The following is a 23,920-nucleotide window of genomic DNA, read 5'->3' as shown; positions in this document are numbered from 1 at the left end:
CAGCCTGGAACTGCTCTAGGAGCAACTCAGGCAGGGCCGGGCTTGGTCGTCCGCGGCCGAATTGTTCGCTGACCCGCGCCGTATTCTTGCCTGGCTTCGACCAGTGCCTCCGTCACCTCGTCATCGGTAAGCTGTGGGAAGCTGCGGTAGTGGTAACCAAGGGCGTGGAAACGCGCCGGTTGGCTGAGGCACACGATCAAGTCCGCCTCCTGGGCGAGCTCCGCCACTATGTCCGGCGGCGCTACAGGGATTGCCACGACGATCTCCCGAGGCGAGCGCCTTTTGAGGGCACGGATTGCAACCTTCATCGTTGTCCCTGTCGCGACACCGTCGTCCACGATGATTGCCGTCTTTCCGGTGATCGACAGAGGTGCGCGCTCGCCACGATAGACGAGACGGCGCCGTTCCAGTTCCGGGCGCTCCTTCGCGACCAAGACGCGAAGCTCATCATCGTCGAGCGCATAGGCCTCGACGATCTCGCGGTTCAGAACGATGTCCGGTGGATTGCCATCGACGATCGCCGCGACCGCCAGTTCGGGATTACCCGGCGCACCCACCTTGCGCACGATGATCAGATCGAGCGGAGCTTTCAGGGCTTTGGCCACTTCCGCGGCGACGGGGACACCCCCTCGCGGCAAAGCGAGGACGACCGGCTGATGTAAACCGAGTTTCCCGACCTCGACGCCAAGTCTTTTCCCAGCCTCCTGTCGATCGCGGAACATCGGTCAATCCATCGGCCAGAGCTGACGCAGCGATTTCTTCATCGAGTTCCGAACCTGGACGATTTCGCCATGCGATATGTTGCGGTCGAGGATCTTGAAAACCGCTTTGATCGCCTGGTCGATATCGACGTCGGGCTCATATCCGAAGCTGTTCCTGACACAAATCACGAAGTCGCTCTTTTTCCGTTCCCACGCGGGTGTGTCCGGTTTCCAGCCCTCGAAATATATGCCCCTGATGAGCGTGGGCAATTGAGCTGAAAGATCTGCCATTTCCTCTGGCGACAGCCAGTCTCGCAACGTGTGCAAGACGGATTTCAGGAAGCGGTAGGCGCTCTGTTCGCTCCAGCCCAGATCCCGGGCCAACTCGTTCACCCATTGCTGCGCCTGCTCGGCAGCGTGAGTGAAACCGGTAATTGAAGTGTGGGTCATGCGATCGCTCCTTCAATCTGCTCGCCATTCTGGCGTAGGGAGCGATCCTGGCATTGAGCAGGATCAAATCATCCTGGCGTGGCCATGCCAGGCGAGCGGGGCATGGCGATCAGTCGGAATGAACGGCGGGCGGCTCCTCGAAAAACCGATTTGTCTATCTTGATTTGTAAGAAGATATTCCTACGTGTGGTCTGCCCATGTCCTCCCCTGACGTGGGTGAGCGATGGGCTGTCCTCCCTGACCCGTCGTGAGGCTGAGCCCGCTGCCCCCTCCCTCCGGCAGCGGGCTTCCTTTTGTCGATGCGCATGATCGAAGCCGTTTGGACTCGATGGCAAGGTGATCCAGACAGTGCGTGAAGTTGCCGACTACGGGTTCCCCTGGAGCGGACGCAATTTTGTAGGTTCGCAATTCGGTGTCCGAGTCCGAGCGGGCAAAACGCAATTCATAAGTTCCAGAAAAAAATGCGTTGATGAAGGCCATGGCGAGGCGAGAATCTCGTGTCGTCGCCATGACCGTACCGTCGTCATAGACTTCATAGTCCAGATGCCCCAGCGAGCTGAATGTCCGGGCGCTGAATGCAGCGTCTGAAATCCGCACTATTTGATATTTGCTGTCAGCCGTGAGGTCGGCGGCGGCCATGAGGAAGCCAGCCAGAACCGTCCCGTCGAATTTGTTGTAGCCAGCAAGCGCGATGAACTTGACGACTTCCCGCGACGGCGGATTGCTGACGTCGAGGATGATCTCGCACACCTTGGCCTCTTCGCTCTCGTCGCTCCAATTGCTGTAGACCACCCCCGTCGGGAAGATCGTCGAGCCGGCTTGGGTGATGCCAAGCAAAGCTGTCAGAAGGCGAAGCGCGACGAACATGCGTTCCGTTCCTCATCCGGCTCAGTCATTGCACGACCAGGTTGCAATGGAGACTATCTGAACATCATTCCTGGACCGAACTCGCCCGAGCGCCCCATGCCCATGCCCATCATCGGCAGGACAATCTCGTCGGCGGACTGCTTCTGCTCATCGCTCAGCTTTGCGTATAGTTTTTCGACCGCTGCCCTGACAGTCTTCACCTGCTCCAGACGGGCTTCGAGATGGGTCTGTTGGTAGGCCAATCGCTCGGGCAGGGGCTTCTTCAGAAACTCACCGTTCTGGAATTGCTTCATCATGTCCTGCATCAACGCGTTATGCGATTCGGCCGTGCCGCGGATAACGCCGGCAAGCTCGTCCCAAGAGGGCGCCTGCTCGTCGGTGATCTTCAACTCGGTTTTGAGGAATGCCAGGCGTCCGTCGATTCGATCGAGCATCTGGTCTGAATCATAGCCGCCCATCAGGCCGGCCATGCCCCATTGACCCATCATCATTCGGCCGATCCCCCAGCGGGGCCACCAACCGGAATCCTTGTCTTCAGCCCGGGCCGCAACAGGCATTGCGGCAACGGTCAGCATCAGGCCCGCCGCGAAAATATTGCGCAAATTGAACATCGAGCACCTCCTTCAGGGCGGACTGCCAAAAAAGTAACTAGATCACGCGGTGACGTTGGCGGCATTGACCTGCATCAACGGGCGTCAGCCGCCATGTGCATGGGGCATCGTTGTGGGTGCGGATTGCTCGGAGCATTCGTAGAGGGAGTGGTTTCCAAACCGGGGTTGCGTGCCATCTGGAGCATGCCTCTGGTGGAACTGACTCATGCCGGCGGGACTAGATGCTGGCAATTTGGATGGCATCGAACCGCGGCAATTTTGTCGCGATACCTGCAATCTGGCCGTGCTATGTTGGTCACAGACAAACAGGGAAGCCGCTGCGGCTGCTTATGTGAAGAGTGGATAAGCGGATCGCTCACCTGAATATCGAGCATTTTCGACAGCGCCTGGCCGAGGAGCAGGATGAGGTCAAGCGGAAGACTTTGCTTGATCTGCTCGCGAAGGAAGAGGAAAAGCTCAGAAAAATCGAGGCGACTGAAAAGGGAAGAAGCGGGCACAACAGCAAATAGAGGGACGTGCCAACATCGCCGCTAGACATCCTTGGTGGCAGGTTCCCATGTTCGCCAATGCGTGGGTGAGACATCCACCCGTTCTTTCGTGGCCGCCTTGGTCCAGCCCGTCAGTACACGCCTGCAGGGAAAGACGAGCGCGTGAGCGCCGTCCCCATCTATGACGGCCAATTCCAAATCTCGATCGAAGGGGGCGTTCGATATCGGTTGCCACATGGATTGATCTTGGGACGGAAAGGCAAAGTCATCCTTGACGCAGGTCAAATCCGACGACCGGTCATCGCGCGTGGCGGGCAGGGGAATGCCTTCCGGACGGCGATCAGCAATATGGCGATCAGCAATCGGATTCACCGCTCTTGGGTCGCCGCGTTCCGCAGGGTCTGCCATTTCGTGATCTCGCTGCTGCGCAGGCACGGCACTTTGATTGTGCCTTCTGCTCGGGGATTGGGGAGGCACGGAAAGACGGTCTCACCAGGATCGATACGACAATCTGCCTCTGCTTATGAGATCAATGGCGCAATATCCGAAATTGCGAAATCCGGTTTGGTCCTTATGGGATTCCACCTAGACAGCCGCGGACCCGCGAAGCCAGTTCGCGTCGCTGTGATGGCAGGGCGATTGAAGGACCTGCGGAAGTTTCGTTGTGGCGATGTCCCGCAATCAGCTCCGGCTCCCCCGGATCTCCCTTGTCCGCGAACTCCAGAGCCATCGCTATCGGCACCAGTTCGGGCGAGTTGCTGGCTTGCTGACGTCAGCGCGGTGAATTTCGACTGTCCGCGGACTGATGTTCAGGTCATGGGCAGTCGTAGGCACCAGTGGACATCGATCTGATTCAAAAATAGCTTAGAACGGACTTGGACTCGGGTGTAGAGTGCCGTCTTGAGGGATGTCATGGACCGGTTCATTGCGCGCGCCAACATCGCCCATTTCCAGGATCTGCTCTCACGCGAGACCGATCCGGAACAGCGGCGCGTCATCGAAGGCTTGCTGGCGTTGGAGCAGAAGAAGCTCGAGATCGCCGAAAGCCGAGCACGCGATCAGTCCCGCGGAGCTGGCAGCCCAGGAAGTATTGCCAAACCATCGCGCTGATACAGCAACACGATAAACACCTGAAGGTGGAAACGTGGTCCGGTCCGGGGGGCTGGGTTAGGTCCAGAGTAAGCGCGGCTCGGCAATTGCCTTCTCTCACAGGCTCTCAGCGCGCCGAACAGACGCGCTGAGGGTGATCAGCGGTCACGGGGTTATGCGGCCTTTACCGTGATCTTCTTCTCGGCCTTCTGCGCTTCGGCCGTCTTGGGCAATTTGACCGTCAGCACGCCCTTGGCGAAAGTCGCCTCGATCTTGTCGGCATCGACCCCTTCAGGCAACTGGAAGGAGCGCTGGAAGGAACCGTAGCGGCGCTCGGACAGGTAGTAGTCCTTGTCCTTCTCTTCTTTTTCCTCCTGCTTCTCGCCCTTGATGGTCAGCATGCGGTTGGCGAGTTTGATCTCGACATTCTTTTCGTCGATGCCAGGCAGTTCTGCCGTGATTTCGTACTCCTTCTCCTTCTCGACCAGATCCATGGCCGGCGCGACCGGCCAGCCCGCATTGCGCAGGGATGGCAGCTCACGACCGAACAGGGAGCGCGTCGAGGGCAGGCGAAAATCGAAAGGATGGAAGTCTTCGAACAGACGGTCGACTTCGCGACGCAGGCTTTCGAACGGAGCGGTCCAATTGCCGGCTGGTGTCGGCGCGGCGCTCTTCTCTGTCTTGACAGGTAGCTTGGTGGCAGTTTCGGCCATGGTTCTTCTCCTTTGGCGAGTTTGATCAGCAGGTGCCGCCGCCTCCGTTCTTCCACCTTAGGTCTCCCAGGAGGCGCTAGAGCTGGAGGTCGGCGGACCCACTTGCCAAGTGTCGTCGTCGAATTGGCCCATTGCTTCGCGAATCCGCGGTTTTGCCGCTGTCCATCGCGCCCGCGTCGCCAAATTTGGCTCGGCCTGGCAAGAACAGCATCAAATCAGCTGAAAAGGGGAGGCTCCTTGATTGGGATCAATTGCGACAGAAAATGTCTTCCGCTGGAGCCCGGACGGAGATGCGCGACCAGCAAGGGATCGCACAGCGGCGGCAGCCAAACGCCGTCCGTCAGCAGTCCAGGGCGCTCCGCTGACTAAAAGTGCTCGCGCTCAAATTCGACGCAGGAGTAGCCGAGTGTCGAAAGACCATCGGCGAGATGGTCCGCGAGCAGCGGCGTCCCACAGAGATAGTCGGCGGTGTGCTCGTTGTGCGCGTCAGCTGCCTGCTGGCGGACACTTTGCCACTCGTCGGCGGACTGGTCGTCGCGTCCCAGCCACATCAGGGCGACCAGGTCGATTTGTGCGTCGACGGAAAGATCGGAAATCAGCGACTGCAGTTCTTCGAGAACCGGGTCGTCGTCATGATCCTCTAGGATCGCGGCGGACTGATCGTCGGACGGATTGGACGCGGGGCTGGGTTCGGTCACCGGATCCTTCGCATCGAACTCGCGCGCCTTCATGATGATAAAGCATACGGTTTCGAGCGGAACTTCAAGTTCCGTTTCGCCGTCGCCAGTCGTGTTCGCCGCTTTTCCCATCATACCGGTTCCTTCGGTTGCTGTTCGTCTTCCCGTCCCCGGACGACGCGCTTGCCTGCCATCGGCCCCCTTGTTTCGGTGACGACGGTGCATCGTCCCTCCGGTTGGCCTTCGGCCTGGAAATAGATCACGACCCAGTCGCTCGTCCGTGCCAGTTCGTGCGCCAGCCTGGTGTTCGAGAAGAACGCGGTGAAATGCCAGTTGTCATGTCGCGCATGCAGGACCGGCAACCAGGCCTCGCCCTTCGGATTGAAGCGCTTCGGCGCAATTTTGCGGAGCACTCCGGCTGCCGCCTTTTCGCGATACATGCGATCGACATCGAGCAGCATCGACACTGGCGGCAGCGGTTGAGGTTGATGGGTCGTGCTCAGGCGAGCCCTGCCGAGCCGCTCGGCGAGGGCTGCCCCCAGCATCTCCTTGCGCCTGTGACCGATGCCCTTGACATGAAGCGCGCCGCTATGGAGCGCGTTTTCGAGGTCTTCGAGGGTCTCGAGCTGTCCGTCCTCGGCGAGGCTGTGCGCGTATCGTGGTCCGATTCCGGGGATCGACCGAAACAGCGCCTCCGGCTCCATATCGCCGCGCAGCCGTTCCAGTTGGGACCAGCGCCCGGTTGCAACCATCTCGGCTATCGCGCCAGCCAGGCCTGTTCCGATGGCCGGGAGGGCGATGAGGCCGTCGCGGCCTTCCTTTGCCAGGATCTCGCCCAAGGGCCGTTCCAGCTTGGAAACGACTTCCGCCGCCCTTCTGTAGGCCCGTGCGCGGAAACCGTCGGCGCCCTGGCTATCGAGGAGATCGGCAAAATCGCGGAATTTTGCCGCCACCCCGATGTTCTCGAGGAGTGGCTTTGTCGCCAATGGCGTCATTGGCTTGACGCTTGGGTTCGGCCTCGCGGTCTGAAGCGGCTCCGGCATGGTTCTCCCCGGCACAGGGGTTGAAGATTGTCGATTGCCCCTCCTAGGCCATTCGATGGCTCGCATCCTTGACGCGCATCAATCCATCAGTGTTCGAAACTGGATAGAAGAAAAACATGCGTTTCTTCGCACTCAAAGGTTCGGAACAACTCGGCGCGGCCGCGGCGCGGGCGCTTTCGATCGAGCTTGATCCGCATGAAGAGCGAGATTTCGAGGACGGGGAGCACAAGGCGCGTCCGCTGGTCAGCGTGCGCGGCCGGGATGTCTATGTGCTGCACAGCCTGGCCGGAAGGGAGGGCGCATCCGCCAACGACAAGCTATGCAAGCTCCTGTTCTTCCTGGCGACATGCAAGGAGAACGGCGCCGCGCGAGTAACCGCGGTCGTTCCCTATCTTGCCTATGCGCGCAAGGACCGGCAGACCAAGGCGCGTGACCCGGTCACCACGCGCTATGTGGCGCAACTCTTCGAGGCAATGGGTACCGACCGGATCATGACGCTCGACGTCCACAATTTCGCGGCTTACCAGAACGCCTTTCGGTGCGAGAGCATCCATCTCGATACGCGAAAGCTCTTTGCCCCGCTGATAGGCAAATTGGCTGGCGATCTGCCGATCACCATTTTTTCACCCGACAGTGGCGGCGTAAAGCGCGCGCAATTGCTCAAGGAGGCCCTGGAGGCGGAAACCGGGAAAGAAATCGGATTTGGCTTCATGGAAAAGCGCCGCAGCCGGAACGTGGTTTCCGGTGAACTGTTTGCAGGCGACGTCGCGGACAAAGCCGTTTTCATTGTCGACGACATGATCAGCACGGGTGGCACGATTCTGCGCGCCGCCCTGGCCTGTCGTGAGCGTGGCGCCAAGGCAGTTTATGCGATCGCCACGCACGGATTGTTTGGCAAGGGGGCCGACGTGCTGTTCGGCAGCCAGGCGATAGACCGCATCATCGTCACTGACAGCGTGGAGGCGGCGGCAGTCGCCAAGGCCCGTTACCCGCAAGCGCCCTTGGACATTGTGCCGATCGGCCGTCTGATCGGCAAGGCGATCAGGCGTCTCCACGCACAGGGGTCGATTTCCGACCTGATCGGGATTGATGACTGAAAATCTCGCGCTCCGCCTGCCTGATGTAGCGGATCGCCTGGGGGCGCCATTTTTCCGGATGACGGATCGGCGTCTCGAGGAGGTGCGCGACCCCGAGACGGGCCTTCAGCAATGCCCGGAAACCGCCATAGAGTGCCAGCAGTTCGGCATCGGGGCTGTCCGGCAGCCGGCTTTGCAGGGCCTTGACCAGCAGCGGCCTGATCCAGGGCGCGCCCAGCATCTCGCATTCCAGGCCCAGATAGTTGATCTCGTCATAGGGATCGATGATGCGCATCGACCGGTTGAACTCGAGGCAGTCGATGATCTGGAGCGGCTGGCAAAGGCAGACGTGTTCGGGGCGCAGGTCGCCATGCCCTTCGACGATCGCGCCGCGAAGGATGCGCGTTTCTATCCGCGGCCTCAATCGCTGCAGCAGGCCGTCCACCATGTCCAAGGCGCCGGACACGATATCCGCCAGCGCGAATTCGGGCCGCAGCAGGATGGCGCGGTTGATGCGCTGTTCTCCTGTGAGGTGGTGCAGATAGGCGCCGCCGTCGTCAATCTCCGCCCGGCGTTGCGCATAAAAGTCCGCCAGCGTCTTGGCAACGTCATCGATCTCCGCCGTGTCCAAGCGACCGCAGGCGATGCGCTCGTCCAGCATGTCGCCTTGCGGCAGGCGCTTCATTTCGACCAGCCAGTCGACCACGCGCCCGCTGCCGTCGAGGGAGAAGCGGCCCGATGCGTCACGGCGAAGAGGAAGGACCCGCCGATAGGTTTCGGCGGCAAGACGGGCGTTCAGCCGCAATTCCTCGCCACAGTTGAAGTGCCGCTTCCTGATCGTGCTGAAGTCGAGGAAGGCATGCCTGACCGGCTTCTTGAGCTTGTAGACCAGGTCGTCCGTGAGGAAGACCCAGGACATATGCGTCTCGCGGACATCCACATGTGTCGTTCCGCTCCCGTATGCCGCCGGATCGCTGAGAAAGCGCACCTTCGTTGCCAGGTCCGCAATTTGCCGGTGCCCCATCATCGACGGTACCATGATGATCAGCAGCGATCCGCACTTTGATGCGCGTCAAGGACGCGCCCGCTGGTCGTGACATTTTGCCTATGAGTGCAATTTCCGGCTGGATGTCATGGATCGCAAACATACCTTCAATATAGGCTACGTCATCGTTGCCATCCTGATCATTGAGCTGTTTCAGGTCTGGTTCGCCTATCGCGACACTGCCCAGCTTTCCTACAGTGACGTGATCCGCCTCACCGAGGAGGGCAAGGTTGCGTCCGTCACGTTGACCGAGACCATGATCGAGGGCGCGTTCAAGGAGCCGCAGGATGGCAAGAAGACGTTCCTTGCCAACCGCGTCGACCCGGCGGCGGTTGCGGTTTTCGAGAAGGCCGGCGTCAAGATCACCGGCGCTTCCGACAGCAACTGGCTGACGACAGTTCTCTCCTGGATATTGCCTGCGCTGATTTTCGTCGGCATCTGGATGTTCTTTTTCCGCGGGTTCGCCGACAGGCAAGGCATGGGCGGCCTGATTAACATCGGCAAGTCGAAGGCGAAGGTCTATCTGGAACGCAAGACAGGTGTGACTTTCGAAGACGTGGCGGGCGTCGACGAAGCCAAGGCCGAACTGCAGGAAATCGTCTCCTTCCTCAAGGACAAGGACAAATACGGTCGCCTCGGCGCGCGTATCCCTAAGGGCATACTGCTGGTCGGGCCGCCCGGAACCGGCAAGACATTGATGGCGCGCGCCGTCGCCGGCGAGGCGGGGGTGCCCTTCTTTTCCATCTCAGGCTCGGAATTCGTCGAGATGTTCGTCGGCGTGGGTGCGGCCAGGGTACGAGACCTGTTCGAGCAGGCCCGGCAGGCCGCGCCTTGCATCATCTTCATCGATGAACTCGACGCGCTGGGTCGCGCCCGCAGCCCGTTCGCGGGTTATGGCGGCGGTGACGAAAAAGAGCAGACATTGAACCAACTGCTCTCGGAACTCGACGGTTTCGATCCGCGTGTTGGTATCGTGCTGCTTGCCGCCACCAATCGGCCCGAAATCCTGGATCCGGCGCTGCTGCGCGCCGGGCGCTTCGACCGGCAGGTCGTGCTGGACCGGCCCGACCGCAAGGGCAGGGAGGCCATCGTCAAGGTCCACATCAAGAACGTCTCGACCGCGCCTGGCGTCAGCACGGACGAGATTGCCGCGATAACCCCCGGTTTCACCGGTGCCGATCTCGCCAATCTGGTCAACGAGGCGGCCATCATCGCCACGCGGCGTGGCGCCGACAAGGTGACGATGGATGACTTCACCAATGCGGTCGAGCGCATCGTCGCAGGGTCGGAACGCAAGAGCCGATTGCTGAAACCGCAGGAGCGTGAGCGTGTCGCCTTTCACGAAATGGGGCATGCCCTGGTGGCGGTCGCGACGCGAAGCGCCGATCCGGTGCATAAGGTATCCATCATCCCGCGCTCGATCGGCGCCCTCGGTTTCACCATGCAGCGTCCGACCGAGGACCGGTTTCTGATCACGGTCGGTGAACTCAAGGACCGCATGGTCGTCCTCATGGGCGGCCGCGCGGCCGAGGAAGTCATATTCGGCGAAGTCTCGACCGGGGCGGCCGACGACCTCGCCAAGGTCACGGATATTGCCCGGCAATGTGTCACCCGCTTCGGCATGGACCCGACGGTGGGACAGGCAGTCCTCGAAGAGCAGCGCCTGCAATGGCTGGGTGACGGTCCTGGCCTGCCGAACAAGAAGGACTATTCGGAGGCCACGGCGCGTGAGGTCGACCTGGCAGTCCGCGGCATGATCGACGAGGCCTTTGCCAGTGCCAGGGATGTGCTCCGCGAAAGGATCACCGATCTGCGCGCCGGCGCGAAGCTGCTGCTCGAGAAAGAAACGCTGACGCCTGACGACTTCGCGCCGTTGCGGCGAACCGCGGTGCTGGTCCCGGCGGCGTGAAGGCGACGCCGGCCATGAAGCCGGCCACCCTTGAACAAACGAGGAGAGTGTCATGAAACACAAGCTTCAGCAGAAGATGATCGCCATCCTGGCGCGTTGCATGGACATGACGATTGCCACGACCCGCGCCGACGGCTCGCCACAGGCGACGGTGGTTTCGTTCGTCCATGACGGTGTGCTGCTCTATTTCGGCTGCGGAGCCGGCTCGCAGAAGGCTATGAACATTTCTCGCGACCCGCGCGTTTCGGTCACCATGACCGCACCTTATGAGAACTGGCTGCAGATCGAGGGGTTGTCGATGGCGGCGACCGCGACGGAGGTCGTTTTGCCTTCCGAACTCTCAGAAATCGGCCGCATGATGGTGCAGCGCTTCCCGCAGATTTCGGCTATCCAGCCTACTGAGGCCGCACCCGTGAAGCTGTTCAGGGTACGGCCCACGATCATCTCTGTACTCGACTACTCCTTGGGTTTTGGTCACGCCGATCTGGTCAAGATCGAGGCTGATGACATCGCCGAGACCCTGGACAGCATGCGACACCATTGGCTTGTAGGCACTTCCGCGACCTCGTGACGGTCGTGCTAGTCGTCCAGCCAACTGATTATTCGACCGGACATTGAGCCGGATCAATGAGCAGGGACGCAAAGGATGCTTTTTGTTTTCGCAGCGGGAGAAGAGCCCACTCAACAAACAGGAGACAGACCATGACGGATCTAGCGTTGCGTCAGAACATTCTCGATGAGTTGGAATTCGAGCCGAGCATTGACGCTGCCCACATCGGCGTCGCCGTGGAAGATGGCATCGTCACCCTGACCGGGCATGTTTCTTCCTATTGGGAAAAGACAACCGCCGAAAATGTGGTCAAGCGGGTCAAGGGCGTGAAGGGCCTCGCCGAGGAAATCGAAGTCCGGCTGGTTGGCTTGAAAGGAACCGCCGACGACGAGATCGCCAAGCGCGCGGTCGATGCGATTACCTGGAATGTCTCCATCCCGAGGGACAAGGTGCAGGTCAAGGTACAGGACGGATGGATCACGCTGACGGGGAGACTCGAATGGCAGTACCAGAAGAATGCCGCGGCCGAGGCCGTGCGCGGGCTGGCGGGCGTCGTCGGTGTTGCCAACCAGATCGAAATCAATCCACGAGCCTCGGTATCCGACATCAAGAAGCGCATCGAGAACGCCCTGAAGCGCAATGCGGAAACCGAAGCACAGACGATCCGCGTCATCGTTCAGGATGGCAAGGTTACCCTTGAAGGCAAGGTCCGGGCGTTGTCCGAGCGTCAGGCAGCCGAGCGTGCAGCCTGGTCCTCGCCGGGCGTCCGGGCGGTGGAAGATCGGATTTCCATAATCTGATAGGGCCAAGCTCGGCGCGGCGGCTTCCATGAGTTGCCGGCGCGCCGAAGCAGGGCGCCGTGTCCAAGAGGCGACGAAGATCGTTGCCAAGGATGGCGAGGGAGTGCGTTGGACCTCGACCAAAAACCACGTCAAAGGAGAAACAAAATGATTCTGGCTAATGGCACTATCATCGTGGTCACCGACGGCGAGAAGCTGCGTCTCTTCCGCAACAAGAGCCGCGAACCCCGGATCGACCTGGTGGAATTGCCCGAACCGGTGCTGCACTCGGCTAACACGGGTTCGGGCGGACGGCATCGCAGTTCCGCGGCCAATCCAGACGATTCCCGCCTGCGCGAAGACGACTTTGCCGCCACCGTGGCAGCCTATCTCAATCGCGAGGCGCTGACGGAAGCGTTCCAGCATGTGGTGGTGATCGCCGATCCGCGCACGCTTGGCGAACTGCGCAAGCACTTCCAGGCTTCGCTGAAGGCAAAGCTGGTGGGCGAGCTGGCCAAGGATCTCGCGAAACATCCCATCGAGGCCATCGAGAACACATTGGCGGCGGATTGAGTCCCGCCCAGGTCATGCACCTGCCAGAGACCGCATGCCACGACCTTGATCGGCATCGATCAAGGGACGTCCCAGGGCGTCGGCTACGTCACCGCCGCGGCTAGAGGAGAGAGAAGTTTGAACCGAGAAAGACGAGAACCTGGCCGGTAATGAGGGGAATTCTCAGCATGGGACCATCCTCGCCGCTATCCTGGATTGGCGATCCCGCGACGTAAGGGTGCCCCTTCAGGACGTCTTTCCATATCGTCGGGAAATCCGCTCCCTTGTTTCTCATGGCGTTGCACGCATTGAGAAGCCTCGCAACGATGTCGGTCATTGAACCTGCATTACTTATCAAGTGATTGATTTCAAATCATATGGAATGAATATGGCGGGGATGGTTTGATCTGGATCAAAAATGCCCTGGCTGCTCAGAGAGGCACCCAGTCCCTGCCTTCCTTGCGATAAAGGCGCTTTACGGCCGCCCAAGCGACGCGGTGCGCTATTTCTTCACGCTCGTGGCCTCGGTCGGCATATTCGTCCCAGGCGCTATTGAAGGCAGCGCGAAAGATCTCCTGGGCATGCAGGGGCAGATGCGTCCTGACGGGCGGTGGAAGATCTTCCTCGGTCGCATAGGGCATTGCTATCCTCACCGCCAAGCCAAACCGACGCCCTTGGCTGGAATGTGGCTGACGAACACGCCACGGCACGTCGAGGGGCGGACGATCAGCTTGACATGAAGCGACAGAGCCGCGTGTTGTCGAGCAGCGAGCGGGTAACGCCGCCGAATACCCATTCCCTGATCCGGCTGTGTCCATAGGCGCCTGACACGATCAGGTCGGCGTTGGCGGAGCTCAGGAGGTCGATCAGCTTGTCGCTCTCGTCGTCGGCCTTCAGCACTTCTGTGCGAGCCGTGATGCCATGCGTGGCCAGGAAGGTCGCGACATCCTTTATGCCGGCCGTGGTCCGGTCGTCCGGCTCGGAGCCGACCGTGACCACGATCACGTCGTCTGCCATCTCCATCAGCGGCACGGCGTCGGCCACCGCGCGCCTCGCTTCGCGCGTGTCCTTCCAGGCGACCACGATCCTGCCTGTCGGCGCATGCTCCGCGCCGCTTGACGCGATCAGCAGCGGCCTGCCGGCGCGCAGCGCGAGGGTGCCGGGATCGACGGTCCGATAGGAATCGCCGGAGGAAGCCCCCTGAGCCGCACCGGTGATGATGAGATCCGCGATCCTCGATGTCGCGACCAAAGCGTGGTTCGGGTTGTCGAGTGCTTCGCGCCATTCCGTCGCCACCGACCCGGCAACCAGGCTGTCAAACTCGGCATGCAGGTCCTTGAACCGTTTCTGGATGTCATCCCTCAATTGCTGCCAGACCTCGGCGGCTATCGCGGCACCCTCGGGCGCCATCGTCACCGGCAAGGGTGCGTCTGCTGCGCAGAAGCCGATCAGCCGAGCCTCGGAACGCCTGGCAAGATCGATGGCGATCTTGGTGATCGGCCCGATTGGACCGTCTACGTCAACATTCAGCAGAATGGATTTGTAGCTCATCGGTGGCGCTCTTTTCCTGTATCGATTGGATGAACCGAAGCTAGACCGGGCAAGGCGTAGCGTTCTTTGATGCCGATCAAGTGGCCGGCTTCAAGGCATGCTTGACTCGAAATGGACGATCTCTCCGTCCACCACGAAGGCTCCATTTCCAACATGGTGGATGGTCTTCGGCCTTGGCTGTTCCGGATCAACCCAGGCCTTCACAACTTCCAGGACGAAGAGATTGTATTTGTTGACCAGCCGGGTATCGACGACGCGGCATTCGAGATTGGCGAAGCATTCAGCGACCAGGGGTGCAGCGACATGCTCGGCGGGCAGCGGCGTCAGCCAGATCGTCGCGAATTTATCTCTGTCGCGGCCTGAGCAGTTGCCGACCTCCACCACTTTTTCCGCCAGCCCCACGGCCGGAATCGCGATCACGCATTCCTTCGTGTCGCGCAACGCGGCAAAAGAGAAGTCGCCGCTCGATACGACACAGGCAATTGTCGGCGGCGTGAACTCCACCATGGTGTGCCATGACATTGTCATGACGTTGGCGCGGCCCCTGGCCCGCGTTGTCAGCAGAACAACGGGACCAGGCTCGATCAGCCGGTAGACGTCGGCAAGCGGCAGTTCCTTCATCTTCATAGCTCCGTCGCATCCCCATATTAGCCAGCGCAAGGCGGTCGCCACTCAGGCGAACGGCCTGTATTCGGCGATATCGTCAGTTCGAAAACAACCGGTTGACCGAGCCTTGCTTGAGCAGGGAGCGGGTCATGCCTCCAAAGGCCCATTCGCGGACCCGGCTGTGACCGTAGCCGCCAGCAACCACAAGTTCGGCACCCATGCCGCGGGCGAGTTCGATGACGGTTTCGCAGGCGTCCGCATGACCGACGCCCAGCACCTCCGATCTCGCCTTGACGCCGTGCCTCATCAGGAACCGGATGACGTCGCTGATACTTTCGCGCGCGTCCCTCTGGTTCTGTTCCTCGACCGTCGCCACCAGCACATCTTGCGCGCCGGTGAGAAAGGGAAGCGCATCGACGACTGCGCGCCTCGCCTCGCGGCTATCCTTCCACGCCACCACAACCTTTTTGGGGTCGAGCGGGGCAAGTCCGTCGGACGCAATCAGCACGGGCCGCCCGGCCGACAGCACCAGCGTTCCTGTATCGACCGCCCGGTGGTGGTCACCGGCAACTCCCGAGGCCGACGCTCCGGTCACGATCAGGTCCGCTGCGCGGGCATGTGTCGCTAGCAGACGTGTCGGATCGCCGATCTCCTCGCGCCATGAGGCCTCGTCTCCGACGACGGCCAGGAATTCTTCCTTCAGGATCTTCAGGCGATCCTCGATCTCGGTTTGGCGTTGACGCATGATTTCCGCCGCCGCCATGCCGCCATCGTCGCCAGGAACAAACACATATGAATCGGCCGCGGCAAAACCGATCAGCGTGGCTTCGAAGCGCCGTGCCAAATCCAGCGCATAGGTCGTTCGCGGTGCCGCCGGAGAATCGACATCGAGTTGAACCATGATGGTGTTGAAGATCATTTTCGTGCCCTCCGATGACATTTGTCGCAGGATCACCGGATGTCCGATCCTGCGCCTTGATGCGCATCAAAGCCTGCATCTCTTGCAAGTCCGTCAGGGCACATCGTCAGGAGAGAACGCGACCTGGGGCGGCGCGGCACTGCCGCGCCGAAATCGTCATCGAGTCGTCTATTTCCACCTCATAAACGACGCTTCGCGCGGTACTACATCGTCATTTCCGGTTCGAGAGCGCGTTCTTTCGCCGGTTCGGGAATTTCGGTCATGGTTGCCTCGGTCAAGAGCAGAACGCTTGCGACCGAGACCGCGTTTTCAAGCGCGATGCGCACCACCTTGGTCGGGTCGATGATGCCGGCTTCGACGAGGTCGACATACACTTTTTGCCCCGCATCGAAGCCGAAATTGCCCGTGCCTTCAATCATCTTGGCAATGACAACGCCACCGTCGACCGCGGAATTCTCGGCGATCTGCCGGACCGGTGCTTCAAGTGCGCGCTTGAGGATCTGTACGCCCGTCCGCTCGTCGCCTTCGCAATGCTGCTCCTCGTCAGCCACCGTCGCGATGCAGCGCAACAGGGCAAGCCCGCCGCCTGGCACTATCCCTTCGGCGACCGCGGCCTTGGTGGCGCTGATGGCATCGTCGAGCGCTTCCTTTTTCGACTTCATTTCGGCCTCCGTCGGCGCGCCGACCTTTATGACCGCGACGCCGCCCGCAAGCTTGGCCAGCCGTTCCTGCAGCTTTTCGCGATCATAGTCGCTGGTCGTGTCGTCGATCTCGCGCCGGATCTGTTCCACTCGACCCTTGATCGCCTTGGCGTCACCGCTACCGCCGATGATTGTCGTATTGTCCTTGTCGACGACCACGCGCTTTGCGCGCCCCAACTGCTCCATCGTGACATTTTCCAGTTTGAGCCCGAGGTCTTCGGAAATAACCTGACCGCCGGTCAGGATGGCGATGTCCTGCAGCATGGCCTTGCGACGGTCGCCGAAACCTGGCGCCTTGACGGCGCAGTTCTTGAACGTACCCCGGATCTGATTGACGATGAGCGTCGCAAGCGCCTCGCCTTCGACTTCCTCGGCGACAACCAGCAAGGGCGAGCCCGACTTTGCCACGGCTTCCAAAAGCTTGATGAGATCGTTCAGCGAAGCGATCTTCTTTTCGACGATGAGCACGACCGCGTCTTCCAGGACCGCTTCCATCTTCTCGGGATCGGTCACGAAATAAGGTGACAGGAAACCCCGATCGAACTGCATGCCCTCGACAACCTCCAGAACCGTTTCCGTGGTCTTCGCTTCCTCGACCGTGATGACGCCTTCGCCGCCGACCTTCTCCATCGCCTCGCCGACGAGTTTGCCGATGAGCGGGTCGTTATGCGCGGAGATCGTCGCCACCTGCTCTTTCTCGCGGCGGGTCGAGACTGGTCGGGATATCTGCTTGAGCGTCTCTATTGCCCGTTTTGTTGCACGATCGAGACCACGTTTGATATCGATCGCGCTGGCGCCGGCGACAACGTTGCGCACGCCGTCGGCGAATATCGCATGGGCCAGAATGGTTGACGTGCTGGTGCCGTCCCCGACCATGTCGCCGGTTTTCTCGGCCGCCTGCCTGAGCATCCGCGCGCCAAGGTTCTCCTCGGGATCCTTCAGGTCGAATTCCTTGGCGATGGTCACCCCGTCGTTGCAGACGATGGGAGCGCCCCATTTCTTTTCGATCAGGACCGACTTCGAGCGCGGCCCGAGCGTCACGCGCACGGCGTCGGCGAGTTGGGTCGCGCCACGAAGGATCTTTTCGCGCGCCGCTGAACGAAACAACACTTGCTTGTGAGCCATGACCACCTCCGAACCGCTGTCCGCTTTAACTAACCGGCATACGTTCCGTCGGCTTTGATGCGCATCAATCGGTATTTCGGGCGATATTGACGAGGATCAACGATGGGTGGGCCTTCACAGGAGTGATATCCCGGCGACGGTCGAAGGGGTTACCCGCCCGCAGTATCGATGGCCTTGGGAAGAGCGCTATGGCCGGGTTTCTCGGCTCCAGAAAAACAGCCTGCCGATAGCAGCGGCGACGAACGCGTCGTGGCATCCAGTTTGCGCGAGCGCAAAGACCCGACGCTTCAAGTCCGGTAGCTTTTCTTCTTTGGCACCGGCTGACGGACAGAACATCGACATGTCGACGCGCGCTTCGGTGCGGCGAATGGTTCTCCCTGCAACGCCAACAAAGCGAAGTGAGACGAACATGAAATTCCAGATCGAGAAGCAAGACGTGCTCGAAGAGCGCCCAAGCCTCGTATTCAGCACTGAAGCGGCAAGCGGCGCAAAGGCAGGCAATACGTTGCTGCCCATGCTTATCGCTGGACTGGCCCTGGTTGTCGTGGGTGGCGTGGTCGTAATGGCCTTCGTGTAGAAAGGAAGTCTGCTCCGTGCTGGCGGTGGATGCATGCATCCCCGTCACGCCGAACTCCAGAGCCGCCACGGGGCCGCGGGGTGAAAGCTACCGACGCCCAACGTCAGCTTGAAGACGTATCAGACAGTTTCTGGCTACTTCAGCAGGCCGACCAGCACGTCGAAAGCCGCGTCGATGTCGGCGCGGACCGCGGCCCGAACCGCCTCCGCATCTCGGTCGCGCAGTGCTGCGAACATCTCCTGATGGTGTTCGTTCGCCGTGGAGTAGTTTCCCGAATCGTGCAGCATGTTGAAGTAGGGGCTGATCTGCAGCCAAAGGTTCTCGATGATATTGAGCATGTTCTCGGAGCCGGCCGCCCGATAGATCGAGAAATGAAAGGCGTAGTTGGCCCTGAGATAGGATTTGACGTCTCCGGCCGCATTGGCCTGTTCGAGCGCATCCAGGTGTTGGCGCAGCAGCGCCACGCCCTGGTCGTCCATGCGCTCCGCCGCCCATGCGGCCGCGATCGCTTCGATCTCGAACCGGACGTTCCTGAGGTCGATGAGGCGCGCTCGGCTTAGTGCCGGAATGCCGATCGAGCGGCCCGAAACCACCATCAGCGCGTTGGCGGCCGTCAGGCGCCGCAGCGCTTCCCTGACCGGCATCGGGCTGACACCAAAAGCGTCGGCGAGGCTTTGAACCGTGACCATCTCGCCAGGGACGATGCTGCCGTCGAGGATCAGTTCGGTGACGTGGCGGTAGACCCTGTCCTGCAAGGTTTCCCTGGACAGGGGCGTGATCTCGACCCCCGGCTTCCTGAACGCCGATCCAGCCATCTCCCGTCAACCTTCCCGCCCAAGGGCGACCCTATCGCCTGTGCCCGGAATGCAAGGTTCGGGATGCCGCGTCAAGCGCCCCGACCGCCGGTTTTGATATTAAGTGATTTCATCATTGATCTTTGATCAAATCATGTTACGGTCGATGGCATCGAATGACAAGGGTTACGTTTCGTGCCCTTGGGAGGCATTCGGTCGTTCGGATTGGGAGGAGTTTAATATGGGTATCGGATTGAAAGTCCGGCGGCTCGCGCTGCTGGCCGGCATGGCTGCGTGCGCCTTCGGCCTGTCCGCCGCGGAAGCGGCCGAAAAGCACAAGATCTTTCTCAGCATGAGCTTCATCGGCAATGACTGGCAGGCCGAGGCCGCCAACATGGTCAAGGCGATGGCGTCGCACAAGAGCCTGGCCGACAAGGTCGACCTGCAGGTCCAGGTGGCCGGGCCGAACGCGCAGCGCCAGATCCAGCAGGTCAACGCGATGGTGCAGGCGGGCGCCGAAGCCATCGTGATCTTCCCGATCTCGCCGACCGCGCTCAACCAGGTGGTCAAGAATGCCTGTGACAAGGGCGTCAAGGTTTTTGCCTATGACGCGGAGATCACCGAGCCCTGTGCCTACAACGTGCATATCGACCAGGAGGAAGCGGGCCGGGTGACGGCCGAATGGCTGGTCAAGAAGCTCAACGGCAAGGGCAACATCATCGCGGTGACCGGCGTTCCCGGCACGTCGGTCGACGATCTGCGCACCAAGGCCGCCAAGGAAGTCTTCGCCAAGTATCCCGATATCAAGATCGTCGGCGAGGCCGTCGGCATGTGGAGCCAGGCCGTCGCTCGCACCGAGCTTTCGAAGATCCTGGCGACGCGCAGCTGGAGCGATATCAACGGGCTGTGGATGCAGGTCGGCTGCTTCACCGCCAACTCCATGCAGCTCGAGGCCGGCAAGAAGACCAGCGAACTCCTGCCTTGCGCTGGTGAGGGCTCCAATGGTGGCCGCATCCAGATGCTGCCGGAGGGCACGGAAGTCGAAGGCGCGGCGTCGCCATATGCGCCGCTCGGCGCGCCCCGCATTTCCTACGCCTCGCCGCCCTACTCCGGGGCGCTTGCACTGAAGCTCGCCGTCGAGGCGATCGAAGGCAAGGACGTGCCGAAGACCACCATCCTGCCGCTGCCGGTCGTCACCAACGAGACGATCAAGCTGTGCAATGAGGGTACCTGGGCGGAGATGAAGGCCGGCTGCAACGCCTTCAAGCCGTCGCTGGTCTCCAACCCCGGCTGGTTCGCTTCGATCTTTTCGGACCAGACACCCGAGATCGGCCTGAGCGCTGCCCTCGTCGGCCAGCCGGAAGACTGAGCCTCCCAAGGCAAATCGCGACGATGCGCGGACATCCTGTCCGTGCATCGTCGATCCGCGCTAATGCATGTCGCCCAGAAGTGCGCAGCCCGGCGATCGAGGACAATGACAGACCACTCCGAGCTTCCCGCCATCGAGATCGACGGCATCAGCAAGGCGTTCGGCCCGACCGTCGCGCTGGACGGCGTGTCGTTCCGGATCGCGTCCGGCAGCGTCCACGCGCTGCTGGGTGAAAATGGAGCCGGCAAGTCGACCCTGGTGAAACTGCTGTCCGGACTGGTCCGGCCGAGCGCGGGTCATGTCCATGTCTTCGGCAAGGAGATCGGCTACGGCGCACCGCGCGCCGCGCATGCGCTGGGCGTGCAGACGGCATTCCAGGAGATGACCCTGGTGCGCGATCTCTCCGTCCTCGACAACATGCTGCTGCCCTACGCCCCCGTGGGCATCTCCGGCCTGATCCGGCGCGCCGCCGCCCGCAAGGCAGTTCGCCGCCACATCGACGATCTCGGCTTTTCCGTCGATCTCGATGCCGAAGTGAGCGAGCTCGAGCTTTCGGTGCGCCAGAAGATCGAGATCGCGCGTGCGGTCTACCGCAAGCCGCGCATCCTGCTGCTCGATGAACCGACCTCGACGCTCGCCGGCCGCGACGTCGACTGGCTGGGCGAGATCATCGCCAGGCTGAAGGCCGCGGGCACGACCATCGTCTTCATCACCCATCGCATGCGCGAGGTCCGCGCCTTTTGCGACACGCTGACGATCCTGAGAAACGGCCGCCACATCGTCACCGCGCCGGTTGCCGACGTCTCGGACGGCGACGTGATCGAAAAGATCATCGGCCGCAGCATCGAGCAGACCTTCCCGCCCAAGCCCGACAGTGCCCAGGCCTTCGGTCCACCGGTTCTGGGCGTGCGCGACCTCAAGGTCGGACGCAAGCTCGACGGTGCCGGCTTCGACCTGCGCCGGGGCGAGATCCTCGGCGTTGCCGGATTGCAGGGCATGGGCCAGCAGGATCTGTTCCTGGCCTGCTTCGGCATGGCTGAAATCACCCGCGGCGATATCCTCGTCGACGGCCGCAAGGTCTGGCTCGGCTCGCCCGCCGATGCCTTGCTGCCCAACATGGCGATCGGCCTGGTGCCGGAAGACCGCAAATCCGAGGGCCTGTTCCTGAAACTGTCGGGCAGCCAGAACGCCACGCTGCCCGTGGTGTCGCGATTTACACGCTTCGGCCTTGTCGACATGGAAGCCGAGGCCCGTTCCGTCGAGGAGGCATTCGCCACCGTCGAGGTCGACCGCCGCGCGCTGTGGACTCGGGCTGGCGCGTTTTCCGGCGGCAATCAGCAGAAGATCGCCATCGCCAAATGGCTGGTGGCGCAGAGCCGCATCCTGCTTTTGTTCGATCCCACCCGCGGCATCGATGTCGGCACCAAGCACGAGCTCTACGTAATGATGCGCAACTACGTGGCCGCTGGCGGCTCGATCGTGCTGCACTCGACGGAGATTCCCGAACTCGTCCACCAATGCGACCGGGTGCTGGTTCTCTACGACGGGCGCATCGCGGCCGAGCTCGAAGGTGACGCCATCACCGAACCGGCCATCATGCGTCCGGCGCTCGGCCATGCCGGGGAAGCCGCGGCATGAGCAGCACGGCAGCTTCATCCCCTGTTTCCGGTGGCTTTGGGCTACGCCGCGCGCTGATGCGCAATCGCGGCGCGCTGATCGCCGCCGCCGTCCTTGCGATCCTGCTCTTCATTGTCGACTGGATCAGTGCTGGGGCGCTGACCTATTTCGATGTGTCGTTCCTGTCGAGCGGCGGCGCGACCTCGGCGCTCGCGGCGATCGGCCAGACGATCGTCATCCTGTCGGGTGGCTTCGACCTGTCCGCCGGCGCGGCGATATCGCTGGTCAATGTCGTGCTGGCATCGAGCATGGACCCGATGGTACCAGGCGCCAGCATCCTGCTGTGGACGGCAGTCGGGATCGGCGTCGGCATGGCTGTCGGTGCCTTCAACGGCTTCTTCATCGCCGTGCTGCGCATGCAGCCGATCGTGGTGACACTGTCCACCATGTTCATCCTGCAGGGTGTCACACTGCTGGTGATGGACAAGCCCGGCGGTTTCGTGTCGCCCGATCTCGGCACGTTCTACCTTGGCGACGCGATCACCAACTGGCTGCCGATGCCGCTGGTGGTGCTGGGCGTCGTCCTGCTCGCCTGGTTCTGGCTGAAAGGAACCCGCTTCGGCACGGCGCTCTACGCGGTTGGCAGCGACGCGGATTCGGCCGCTTCCGTCGGCATCAATGTCGTGCTGGTGCGCTTTGCCGTCTATGTGATCGCCGGCGGCTGCTACGGCCTTGCCGGCGTGTTCATCAGCGCCCAGACCGGCAGCGGCGATCCGCTTGTCGGCAATCCGCTGCTGTTGTCGATGTTCGCGGCGGTCGTCGTCGGCGGCACGCGTCTTGGCGGCGGGCAGGGCGGCCCGGTCGGCACGGTCTTCGGCGCCTATATCCTGATGATGGTGGTGAACATCCTGCTGGTGCTCAATGTGTCGGCCTATTACTCGACCATAGCCGAAGGCACCATTCTCGTGCTGGCGGCTCTCGCCGGCTCGATCTCGCACGCATCGGTGCTTGCCGTGCAATTGCGCGCCGCGCGCGCTAGGCTTGCCGCCTGGCGCGCCGGCATATTGCCCTCGCAACTCGAGCGCGTGGACCGGCGTCTCAGGATCGCCGGACCATCGCATGGCCAACGCACGGCCGCATCGCCGCGCCCTGCCTTCCATCTGCGCAACGCGGAGACGCTGCGTTATGCACTGCCTGCCTATGTCTGCCTGCTCATCATCGTCATCGTCACGCAGATCTGGCTCGGCCGCGCCATCCTCAATCCGGGTTACTGGAATTCGCTGCTCGTGCTGTCGTCCTTCCTCGCCGTCCTGGCGCTCGGGCAAGGAACGGTCATCCTGACCGGCGGCCTTGATCTCTCAGTGCCGTGGACGATCGGCATTTCCGGCATCATCCTGGCCGGCATGGTCAACGGCTCCGATGCCGCGCTCGTCTATGCCTTGCCGGTGGTATTGCTGATGGCCTGCGCCATCGGCTTCGCCAATGGCTTCGGCATCGTCTATCTCGGCATCTCGCCGATCGTCATGACGCTCGCCACCAATGGCATTCTGCAGGGCTGTGCGCTGCTTTATTCGCAGGGAACACCGGCCGGTTTTTCCTCGCCGATGCTGCGCTGGTTCATGACGGCCAAGCTCGGCTTCGTGACGCCGGTCGTCCTGCTGATGGTCGTGTTCGTGGTCGTGGCAGTGCTGCTGCTTGGACGCACGCCTTTCGGACGCCGGGTCTACGGCATCGGCAACGGGCTGCGCGCGGCGCGATTGTCCGGCATCGGCGTCGAACGCACGCTGATCCTGGTTTACATGCTGTCGGCCGTCTGCGCGGCGATCGTCGGCATCATGCTGACCGGCTTTTCGGGCCAGGCAAGCCTCGGCATGGGCGACGACTATCTCTTGCCGTCGATCGCCGTGGTGGTTGTGGGCGGCGCGCTGATCACTGGCGGGCGCGGCCACTATCTCGGCATGCTCGGCGGGGTATTGTTGCTGACGGCGCTGCAGATGCTGCTGGCCGGCACCACGCTTCCCTACGCCACAAGGGCAATTCTTTACGGGCTGGTCGTTCTGGGTGCCGTCATGGCGCTGCGCGAACGGCGGCTGCAATGAGAAGGACAGGAC

Annotated in this window: 28 protein-coding genes; 11 read left to right on the top strand and 17 right to left on the bottom strand. The window is 61.6% G+C overall.

Annotation, left to right across the window (positions count from 1 at the left end; genetic code table 11):
- Positions 1–26 precede the first annotated feature (26 nt).
- From NR193_RS06705 to NR193_RS06690, 4 genes are all read right to left on the bottom strand, one after another.
- On the bottom strand, positions 27–722 hold the full coding sequence (locus NR193_RS06705; RefSeq protein ID WP_256750086.1) for a phosphoribosyltransferase: 696 nt from the start codon (positions 720–722) through the stop codon (positions 27–29).
- 3 nt (positions 723–725) lie between these two features.
- Positions 726–1,151, bottom strand: a complete 426-nt coding sequence (locus NR193_RS06700) for a DUF2267 domain-containing protein (protein ID WP_256750085.1) — start codon at positions 1,149–1,151, stop codon at positions 726–728.
- A 180-nt stretch (positions 1,152–1,331) separates the two neighbouring features.
- Complete coding sequence (locus NR193_RS06695) at positions 1,332–2,018, bottom strand: hypothetical protein (protein ID WP_256750084.1); 687 nt, start codon at positions 2,016–2,018, stop codon at positions 1,332–1,334.
- A 53-nt stretch (positions 2,019–2,071) separates the two neighbouring features.
- The gene (locus NR193_RS06690) at positions 2,072–2,629 is read right to left on the bottom strand and encodes a Spy/CpxP family protein refolding chaperone (RefSeq protein WP_256750083.1); all 558 of its coding nucleotides are present in this window, start codon (positions 2,627–2,629) and stop codon (positions 2,072–2,074) included.
- A gap of 338 nt (positions 2,630–2,967) precedes the next feature.
- Here NR193_RS06690 and NR193_RS06685 point away from each other — a divergent pair, with 338 nt between their 5' ends.
- Positions 2,968–3,138, top strand: coding sequence for a hypothetical protein (locus NR193_RS06685; protein WP_256750082.1), 171 nt, complete (start codon positions 2,968–2,970; stop codon positions 3,136–3,138).
- Between the two features lie 21 nt (positions 3,139–3,159).
- Here the strand turns inward: NR193_RS06685 and NR193_RS06680 are convergent, their stop codons facing one another.
- A complete protein-coding gene (locus tag NR193_RS06680) occupies positions 3,160–3,525 on the bottom strand; it encodes a hypothetical protein (protein ID WP_256750081.1) in 366 nt (121 codons plus the stop codon).
- 504 nt (positions 3,526–4,029) lie between these two features.
- Between NR193_RS06680 and NR193_RS06675 the strand changes: the two genes are divergently transcribed.
- The gene (locus tag NR193_RS06675; protein ID WP_256750080.1) at positions 4,030–4,227 is read left to right on the top strand and encodes a hypothetical protein; all 198 of its coding nucleotides are present in this window, start codon (positions 4,030–4,032) and stop codon (positions 4,225–4,227) included.
- Positions 4,228–4,379: 152 nt separating this feature from the next.
- Here NR193_RS06675 and NR193_RS06670 read toward each other — a convergent pair whose 3' ends face one another.
- From NR193_RS06670 to NR193_RS06660, 3 genes are all read right to left on the bottom strand, one after another.
- Positions 4,380–4,919, bottom strand: a complete 540-nt coding sequence (locus NR193_RS06670) for an Hsp20/alpha crystallin family protein (protein WP_256750079.1) — start codon at positions 4,917–4,919, stop codon at positions 4,380–4,382.
- Positions 4,920–5,284: 365 nt separating this feature from the next.
- Positions 5,285–5,728, bottom strand: coding sequence for a DUF3775 domain-containing protein (locus NR193_RS06665; protein ID WP_256750078.1), 444 nt, complete (start codon positions 5,726–5,728; stop codon positions 5,285–5,287).
- Positions 5,728–6,639, bottom strand: coding sequence for a DNA-binding protein (locus NR193_RS06660; RefSeq protein WP_256750077.1), 912 nt, complete (start codon positions 6,637–6,639; stop codon positions 5,728–5,730). Before NR193_RS06660 ends, NR193_RS06665 begins: the two co-directional genes overlap by 1 nt.
- A gap of 116 nt (positions 6,640–6,755) precedes the next feature.
- Here NR193_RS06660 and NR193_RS06655 point away from each other — a divergent pair, with 116 nt between their 5' ends.
- Positions 6,756–7,736: a ribose-phosphate pyrophosphokinase gene (locus tag NR193_RS06655; protein WP_256750076.1), complete on the top strand. Its 981-nt coding sequence runs from the start codon at positions 6,756–6,758 to the stop codon at positions 7,734–7,736.
- Here NR193_RS06655 and NR193_RS06650 read toward each other — a convergent pair.
- A complete protein-coding gene (locus NR193_RS06650) occupies positions 7,681–8,634 on the bottom strand; it encodes a hypothetical protein (protein ID WP_256750075.1) in 954 nt (317 codons plus the stop codon). The genes NR193_RS06655 and NR193_RS06650 overlap by 56 nt on opposite strands.
- Before the next feature lie 214 nt (positions 8,635–8,848).
- Here NR193_RS06650 and ftsH point away from each other — a divergent pair, with 214 nt between their 5' ends.
- From ftsH to NR193_RS06630, 4 genes are all read left to right on the top strand, one after another.
- Positions 8,849–10,669 (top strand): ATP-dependent zinc metalloprotease FtsH, encoded by a 1,821-nt coding sequence (gene ftsH / locus NR193_RS06645; protein ID WP_256750074.1) that lies wholly within the window; start codon positions 8,849–8,851, stop codon positions 10,667–10,669.
- A 52-nt stretch (positions 10,670–10,721) separates the two neighbouring features.
- Entirely contained in the window at positions 10,722–11,240 is a 519-nt protein-coding gene (locus tag NR193_RS06640; protein ID WP_256750073.1) for a pyridoxamine 5'-phosphate oxidase family protein, read from the top strand.
- A gap of 131 nt (positions 11,241–11,371) precedes the next feature.
- On the top strand, positions 11,372–12,019 hold the full coding sequence (locus tag NR193_RS06635; protein WP_256750289.1) for a BON domain-containing protein: 648 nt from the start codon (positions 11,372–11,374) through the stop codon (positions 12,017–12,019).
- 108 nt (positions 12,020–12,127) lie between these two features.
- Positions 12,128–12,571, top strand: a complete 444-nt coding sequence (locus NR193_RS06630; protein ID WP_306279967.1) for a host attachment protein — start codon at positions 12,128–12,130, stop codon at positions 12,569–12,571.
- 100 nt (positions 12,572–12,671) lie between these two features.
- On the opposite strand, the gene NR193_RS06625 is transcribed toward NR193_RS06630, so the two are convergent.
- The 7 genes from NR193_RS06625 to NR193_RS06595 all read right to left on the bottom strand — a co-directional run bounded on the left by NR193_RS06625 (position 12,672) and on the right by NR193_RS06595 (position 17,863).
- Positions 12,672–12,887 carry a hypothetical protein gene (locus tag NR193_RS06625; RefSeq protein ID WP_256750072.1) on the bottom strand — a complete coding sequence of 72 codons (216 nt, stop codon included), beginning with the start codon at positions 12,885–12,887 and terminating at the stop codon, positions 12,672–12,674.
- A gap of 94 nt (positions 12,888–12,981) precedes the next feature.
- The gene (locus NR193_RS06620) at positions 12,982–13,191 is read right to left on the bottom strand and encodes a ChaB family protein (RefSeq protein ID WP_256750071.1); all 210 of its coding nucleotides are present in this window, start codon (positions 13,189–13,191) and stop codon (positions 12,982–12,984) included.
- Between the two features lie 85 nt (positions 13,192–13,276).
- Positions 13,277–14,101: a universal stress protein gene (locus NR193_RS06615; RefSeq protein ID WP_256750070.1), complete on the bottom strand. Its 825-nt coding sequence runs from the start codon at positions 14,099–14,101 to the stop codon at positions 13,277–13,279.
- Positions 14,102–14,191: 90 nt separating this feature from the next.
- Entirely contained in the window at positions 14,192–14,722 is a 531-nt protein-coding gene (locus NR193_RS06610; RefSeq protein WP_256750287.1) for a flavin reductase family protein, read from the bottom strand.
- Between the two features lie 82 nt (positions 14,723–14,804).
- Positions 14,805–15,626 (bottom strand): universal stress protein, encoded by an 822-nt coding sequence (locus NR193_RS06605; protein ID WP_256750069.1) that lies wholly within the window; start codon positions 15,624–15,626, stop codon positions 14,805–14,807.
- Between the two features lie 203 nt (positions 15,627–15,829).
- On the bottom strand, positions 15,830–17,452 hold the full coding sequence (gene groL, locus NR193_RS06600) for a chaperonin GroEL (RefSeq protein WP_256750068.1): 1,623 nt from the start codon (positions 17,450–17,452) through the stop codon (positions 15,830–15,832).
- Between the two features lie 186 nt (positions 17,453–17,638).
- The gene (locus tag NR193_RS06595) at positions 17,639–17,863 is read right to left on the bottom strand and encodes a hypothetical protein (RefSeq protein ID WP_256750067.1); all 225 of its coding nucleotides are present in this window, start codon (positions 17,861–17,863) and stop codon (positions 17,639–17,641) included.
- Between NR193_RS06595 and NR193_RS06590 the strand changes: the two genes are divergently transcribed.
- Positions 17,862–18,029 carry a hypothetical protein gene (locus tag NR193_RS06590; RefSeq protein WP_256750066.1) on the top strand — a complete coding sequence of 56 codons (168 nt, stop codon included), beginning with the start codon at positions 17,862–17,864 and terminating at the stop codon, positions 18,027–18,029. The genes NR193_RS06595 and NR193_RS06590 overlap by 2 nt on opposite strands.
- Positions 18,030–18,163: 134 nt before the next feature.
- Here NR193_RS06590 and NR193_RS06585 read toward each other — a convergent pair whose 3' ends face one another.
- The gene (locus NR193_RS06585; protein WP_256750065.1) at positions 18,164–18,844 is read right to left on the bottom strand and encodes a GntR family transcriptional regulator; all 681 of its coding nucleotides are present in this window, start codon (positions 18,842–18,844) and stop codon (positions 18,164–18,166) included.
- A 220-nt stretch (positions 18,845–19,064) separates the two neighbouring features.
- Between NR193_RS06585 and NR193_RS06580 the strand changes: the two genes are divergently transcribed.
- From NR193_RS06580 to NR193_RS06570, 3 genes are all read left to right on the top strand, one after another.
- Positions 19,065–20,192 carry a sugar ABC transporter substrate-binding protein gene (locus NR193_RS06580; RefSeq protein ID WP_256750064.1) on the top strand — a complete coding sequence of 376 codons (1,128 nt, stop codon included), beginning with the start codon at positions 19,065–19,067 and terminating at the stop codon, positions 20,190–20,192.
- A 105-nt stretch (positions 20,193–20,297) separates the two neighbouring features.
- Positions 20,298–21,830 carry a sugar ABC transporter ATP-binding protein gene (locus NR193_RS06575; RefSeq protein WP_256750063.1) on the top strand — a complete coding sequence of 511 codons (1,533 nt, stop codon included), beginning with the start codon at positions 20,298–20,300 and terminating at the stop codon, positions 21,828–21,830.
- Positions 21,827–23,908, top strand: a complete 2,082-nt coding sequence (locus NR193_RS06570) for an ABC transporter permease (protein WP_256750062.1) — start codon at positions 21,827–21,829, stop codon at positions 23,906–23,908. Before NR193_RS06575 ends, NR193_RS06570 begins: the two co-directional genes overlap by 4 nt.
- Positions 23,909–23,920 lie beyond the last annotated feature (12 nt).

The sequence above is a fragment of the Mesorhizobium sp. Mes31 genome (assembly GCF_024519675.1).
In the GTDB taxonomy this organism is placed as follows: domain Bacteria; phylum Pseudomonadota; class Alphaproteobacteria; order Rhizobiales; family Rhizobiaceae; genus Mesorhizobium.
Note: the sequence above shows the minus strand (reverse complement) of the source record. Positions and strands in the feature narration are given on the sequence as shown.

Coding starts and splice junctions, on each gene's coding strand:
- NR193_RS06660 (WP_256750077.1), bottom strand. CDS start 6,639: ATGCCGGAGCCGCTTCAGACCGCGAGGCCGAACCCAAGCGTCAAGCCA.
- NR193_RS06670 (WP_256750079.1), bottom strand. CDS start 4,919: ATGGCCGAAACTGCCACCAAGCTACCTGTCAAGACAGAGAAGAGCGCC.
- NR193_RS06590 (WP_256750066.1), top strand. CDS start 17,862: ATGAAATTCCAGATCGAGAAGCAAGACGTGCTCGAAGAGCGCCCAAGC.
- NR193_RS06690 (WP_256750083.1), bottom strand. CDS start 2,629: ATGTTCAATTTGCGCAATATTTTCGCGGCGGGCCTGATGCTGACCGTT.
- NR193_RS06700 (WP_256750085.1), bottom strand. CDS start 1,151: ATGACCCACACTTCAATTACCGGTTTCACTCACGCTGCCGAGCAGGCG.
- NR193_RS06635 (WP_256750289.1), top strand. CDS start 11,372: ATGACGGATCTAGCGTTGCGTCAGAACATTCTCGATGAGTTGGAATTC.
- NR193_RS06595 (WP_256750067.1), bottom strand. CDS start 17,863: ATGTTCGTCTCACTTCGCTTTGTTGGCGTTGCAGGGAGAACCATTCGC.
- groL (WP_256750068.1), bottom strand. CDS start 17,452: ATGGCTCACAAGCAAGTGTTGTTTCGTTCAGCGGCGCGCGAAAAGATC.
- ftsH (WP_256750074.1), top strand. CDS start 8,849: ATGGATCGCAAACATACCTTCAATATAGGCTACGTCATCGTTGCCATC.
- NR193_RS06640 (WP_256750073.1), top strand. CDS start 10,722: ATGAAACACAAGCTTCAGCAGAAGATGATCGCCATCCTGGCGCGTTGC.
- NR193_RS06705 (WP_256750086.1), bottom strand. CDS start 722: ATGTTCCGCGATCGACAGGAGGCTGGGAAAAGACTTGGCGTCGAGGTC.
- NR193_RS06575 (WP_256750063.1), top strand. CDS start 20,298: ATGACAGACCACTCCGAGCTTCCCGCCATCGAGATCGACGGCATCAGC.
- NR193_RS06615 (WP_256750070.1), bottom strand. CDS start 14,101: ATGAGCTACAAATCCATTCTGCTGAATGTTGACGTAGACGGTCCAATC.
- NR193_RS06580 (WP_256750064.1), top strand. CDS start 19,065: ATGGGTATCGGATTGAAAGTCCGGCGGCTCGCGCTGCTGGCCGGCATG.
- NR193_RS06675 (WP_256750080.1), top strand. CDS start 4,030: ATGGACCGGTTCATTGCGCGCGCCAACATCGCCCATTTCCAGGATCTG.
- NR193_RS06695 (WP_256750084.1), bottom strand. CDS start 2,018: ATGTTCGTCGCGCTTCGCCTTCTGACAGCTTTGCTTGGCATCACCCAA.
- NR193_RS06665 (WP_256750078.1), bottom strand. CDS start 5,728: ATGGGAAAAGCGGCGAACACGACTGGCGACGGCGAAACGGAACTTGAA.
- NR193_RS06655 (WP_256750076.1), top strand. CDS start 6,756: ATGCGTTTCTTCGCACTCAAAGGTTCGGAACAACTCGGCGCGGCCGCG.
- NR193_RS06650 (WP_256750075.1), bottom strand. CDS start 8,634: ATGTCCTGGGTCTTCCTCACGGACGACCTGGTCTACAAGCTCAAGAAG.
- NR193_RS06625 (WP_256750072.1), bottom strand. CDS start 12,887: ATGACCGACATCGTTGCGAGGCTTCTCAATGCGTGCAACGCCATGAGA.
- NR193_RS06585 (WP_256750065.1), bottom strand. CDS start 18,844: ATGGCTGGATCGGCGTTCAGGAAGCCGGGGGTCGAGATCACGCCCCTG.
- NR193_RS06610 (WP_256750287.1), bottom strand. CDS start 14,722: ATGAAGGAACTGCCGCTTGCCGACGTCTACCGGCTGATCGAGCCTGGT.
- NR193_RS06680 (WP_256750081.1), bottom strand. CDS start 3,525: ATGGCAGACCCTGCGGAACGCGGCGACCCAAGAGCGGTGAATCCGATT.
- NR193_RS06570 (WP_256750062.1), top strand. CDS start 21,827: ATGAGCAGCACGGCAGCTTCATCCCCTGTTTCCGGTGGCTTTGGGCTA.
- NR193_RS06605 (WP_256750069.1), bottom strand. CDS start 15,626: ATGATCTTCAACACCATCATGGTTCAACTCGATGTCGATTCTCCGGCG.
- NR193_RS06620 (WP_256750071.1), bottom strand. CDS start 13,191: ATGCCCTATGCGACCGAGGAAGATCTTCCACCGCCCGTCAGGACGCAT.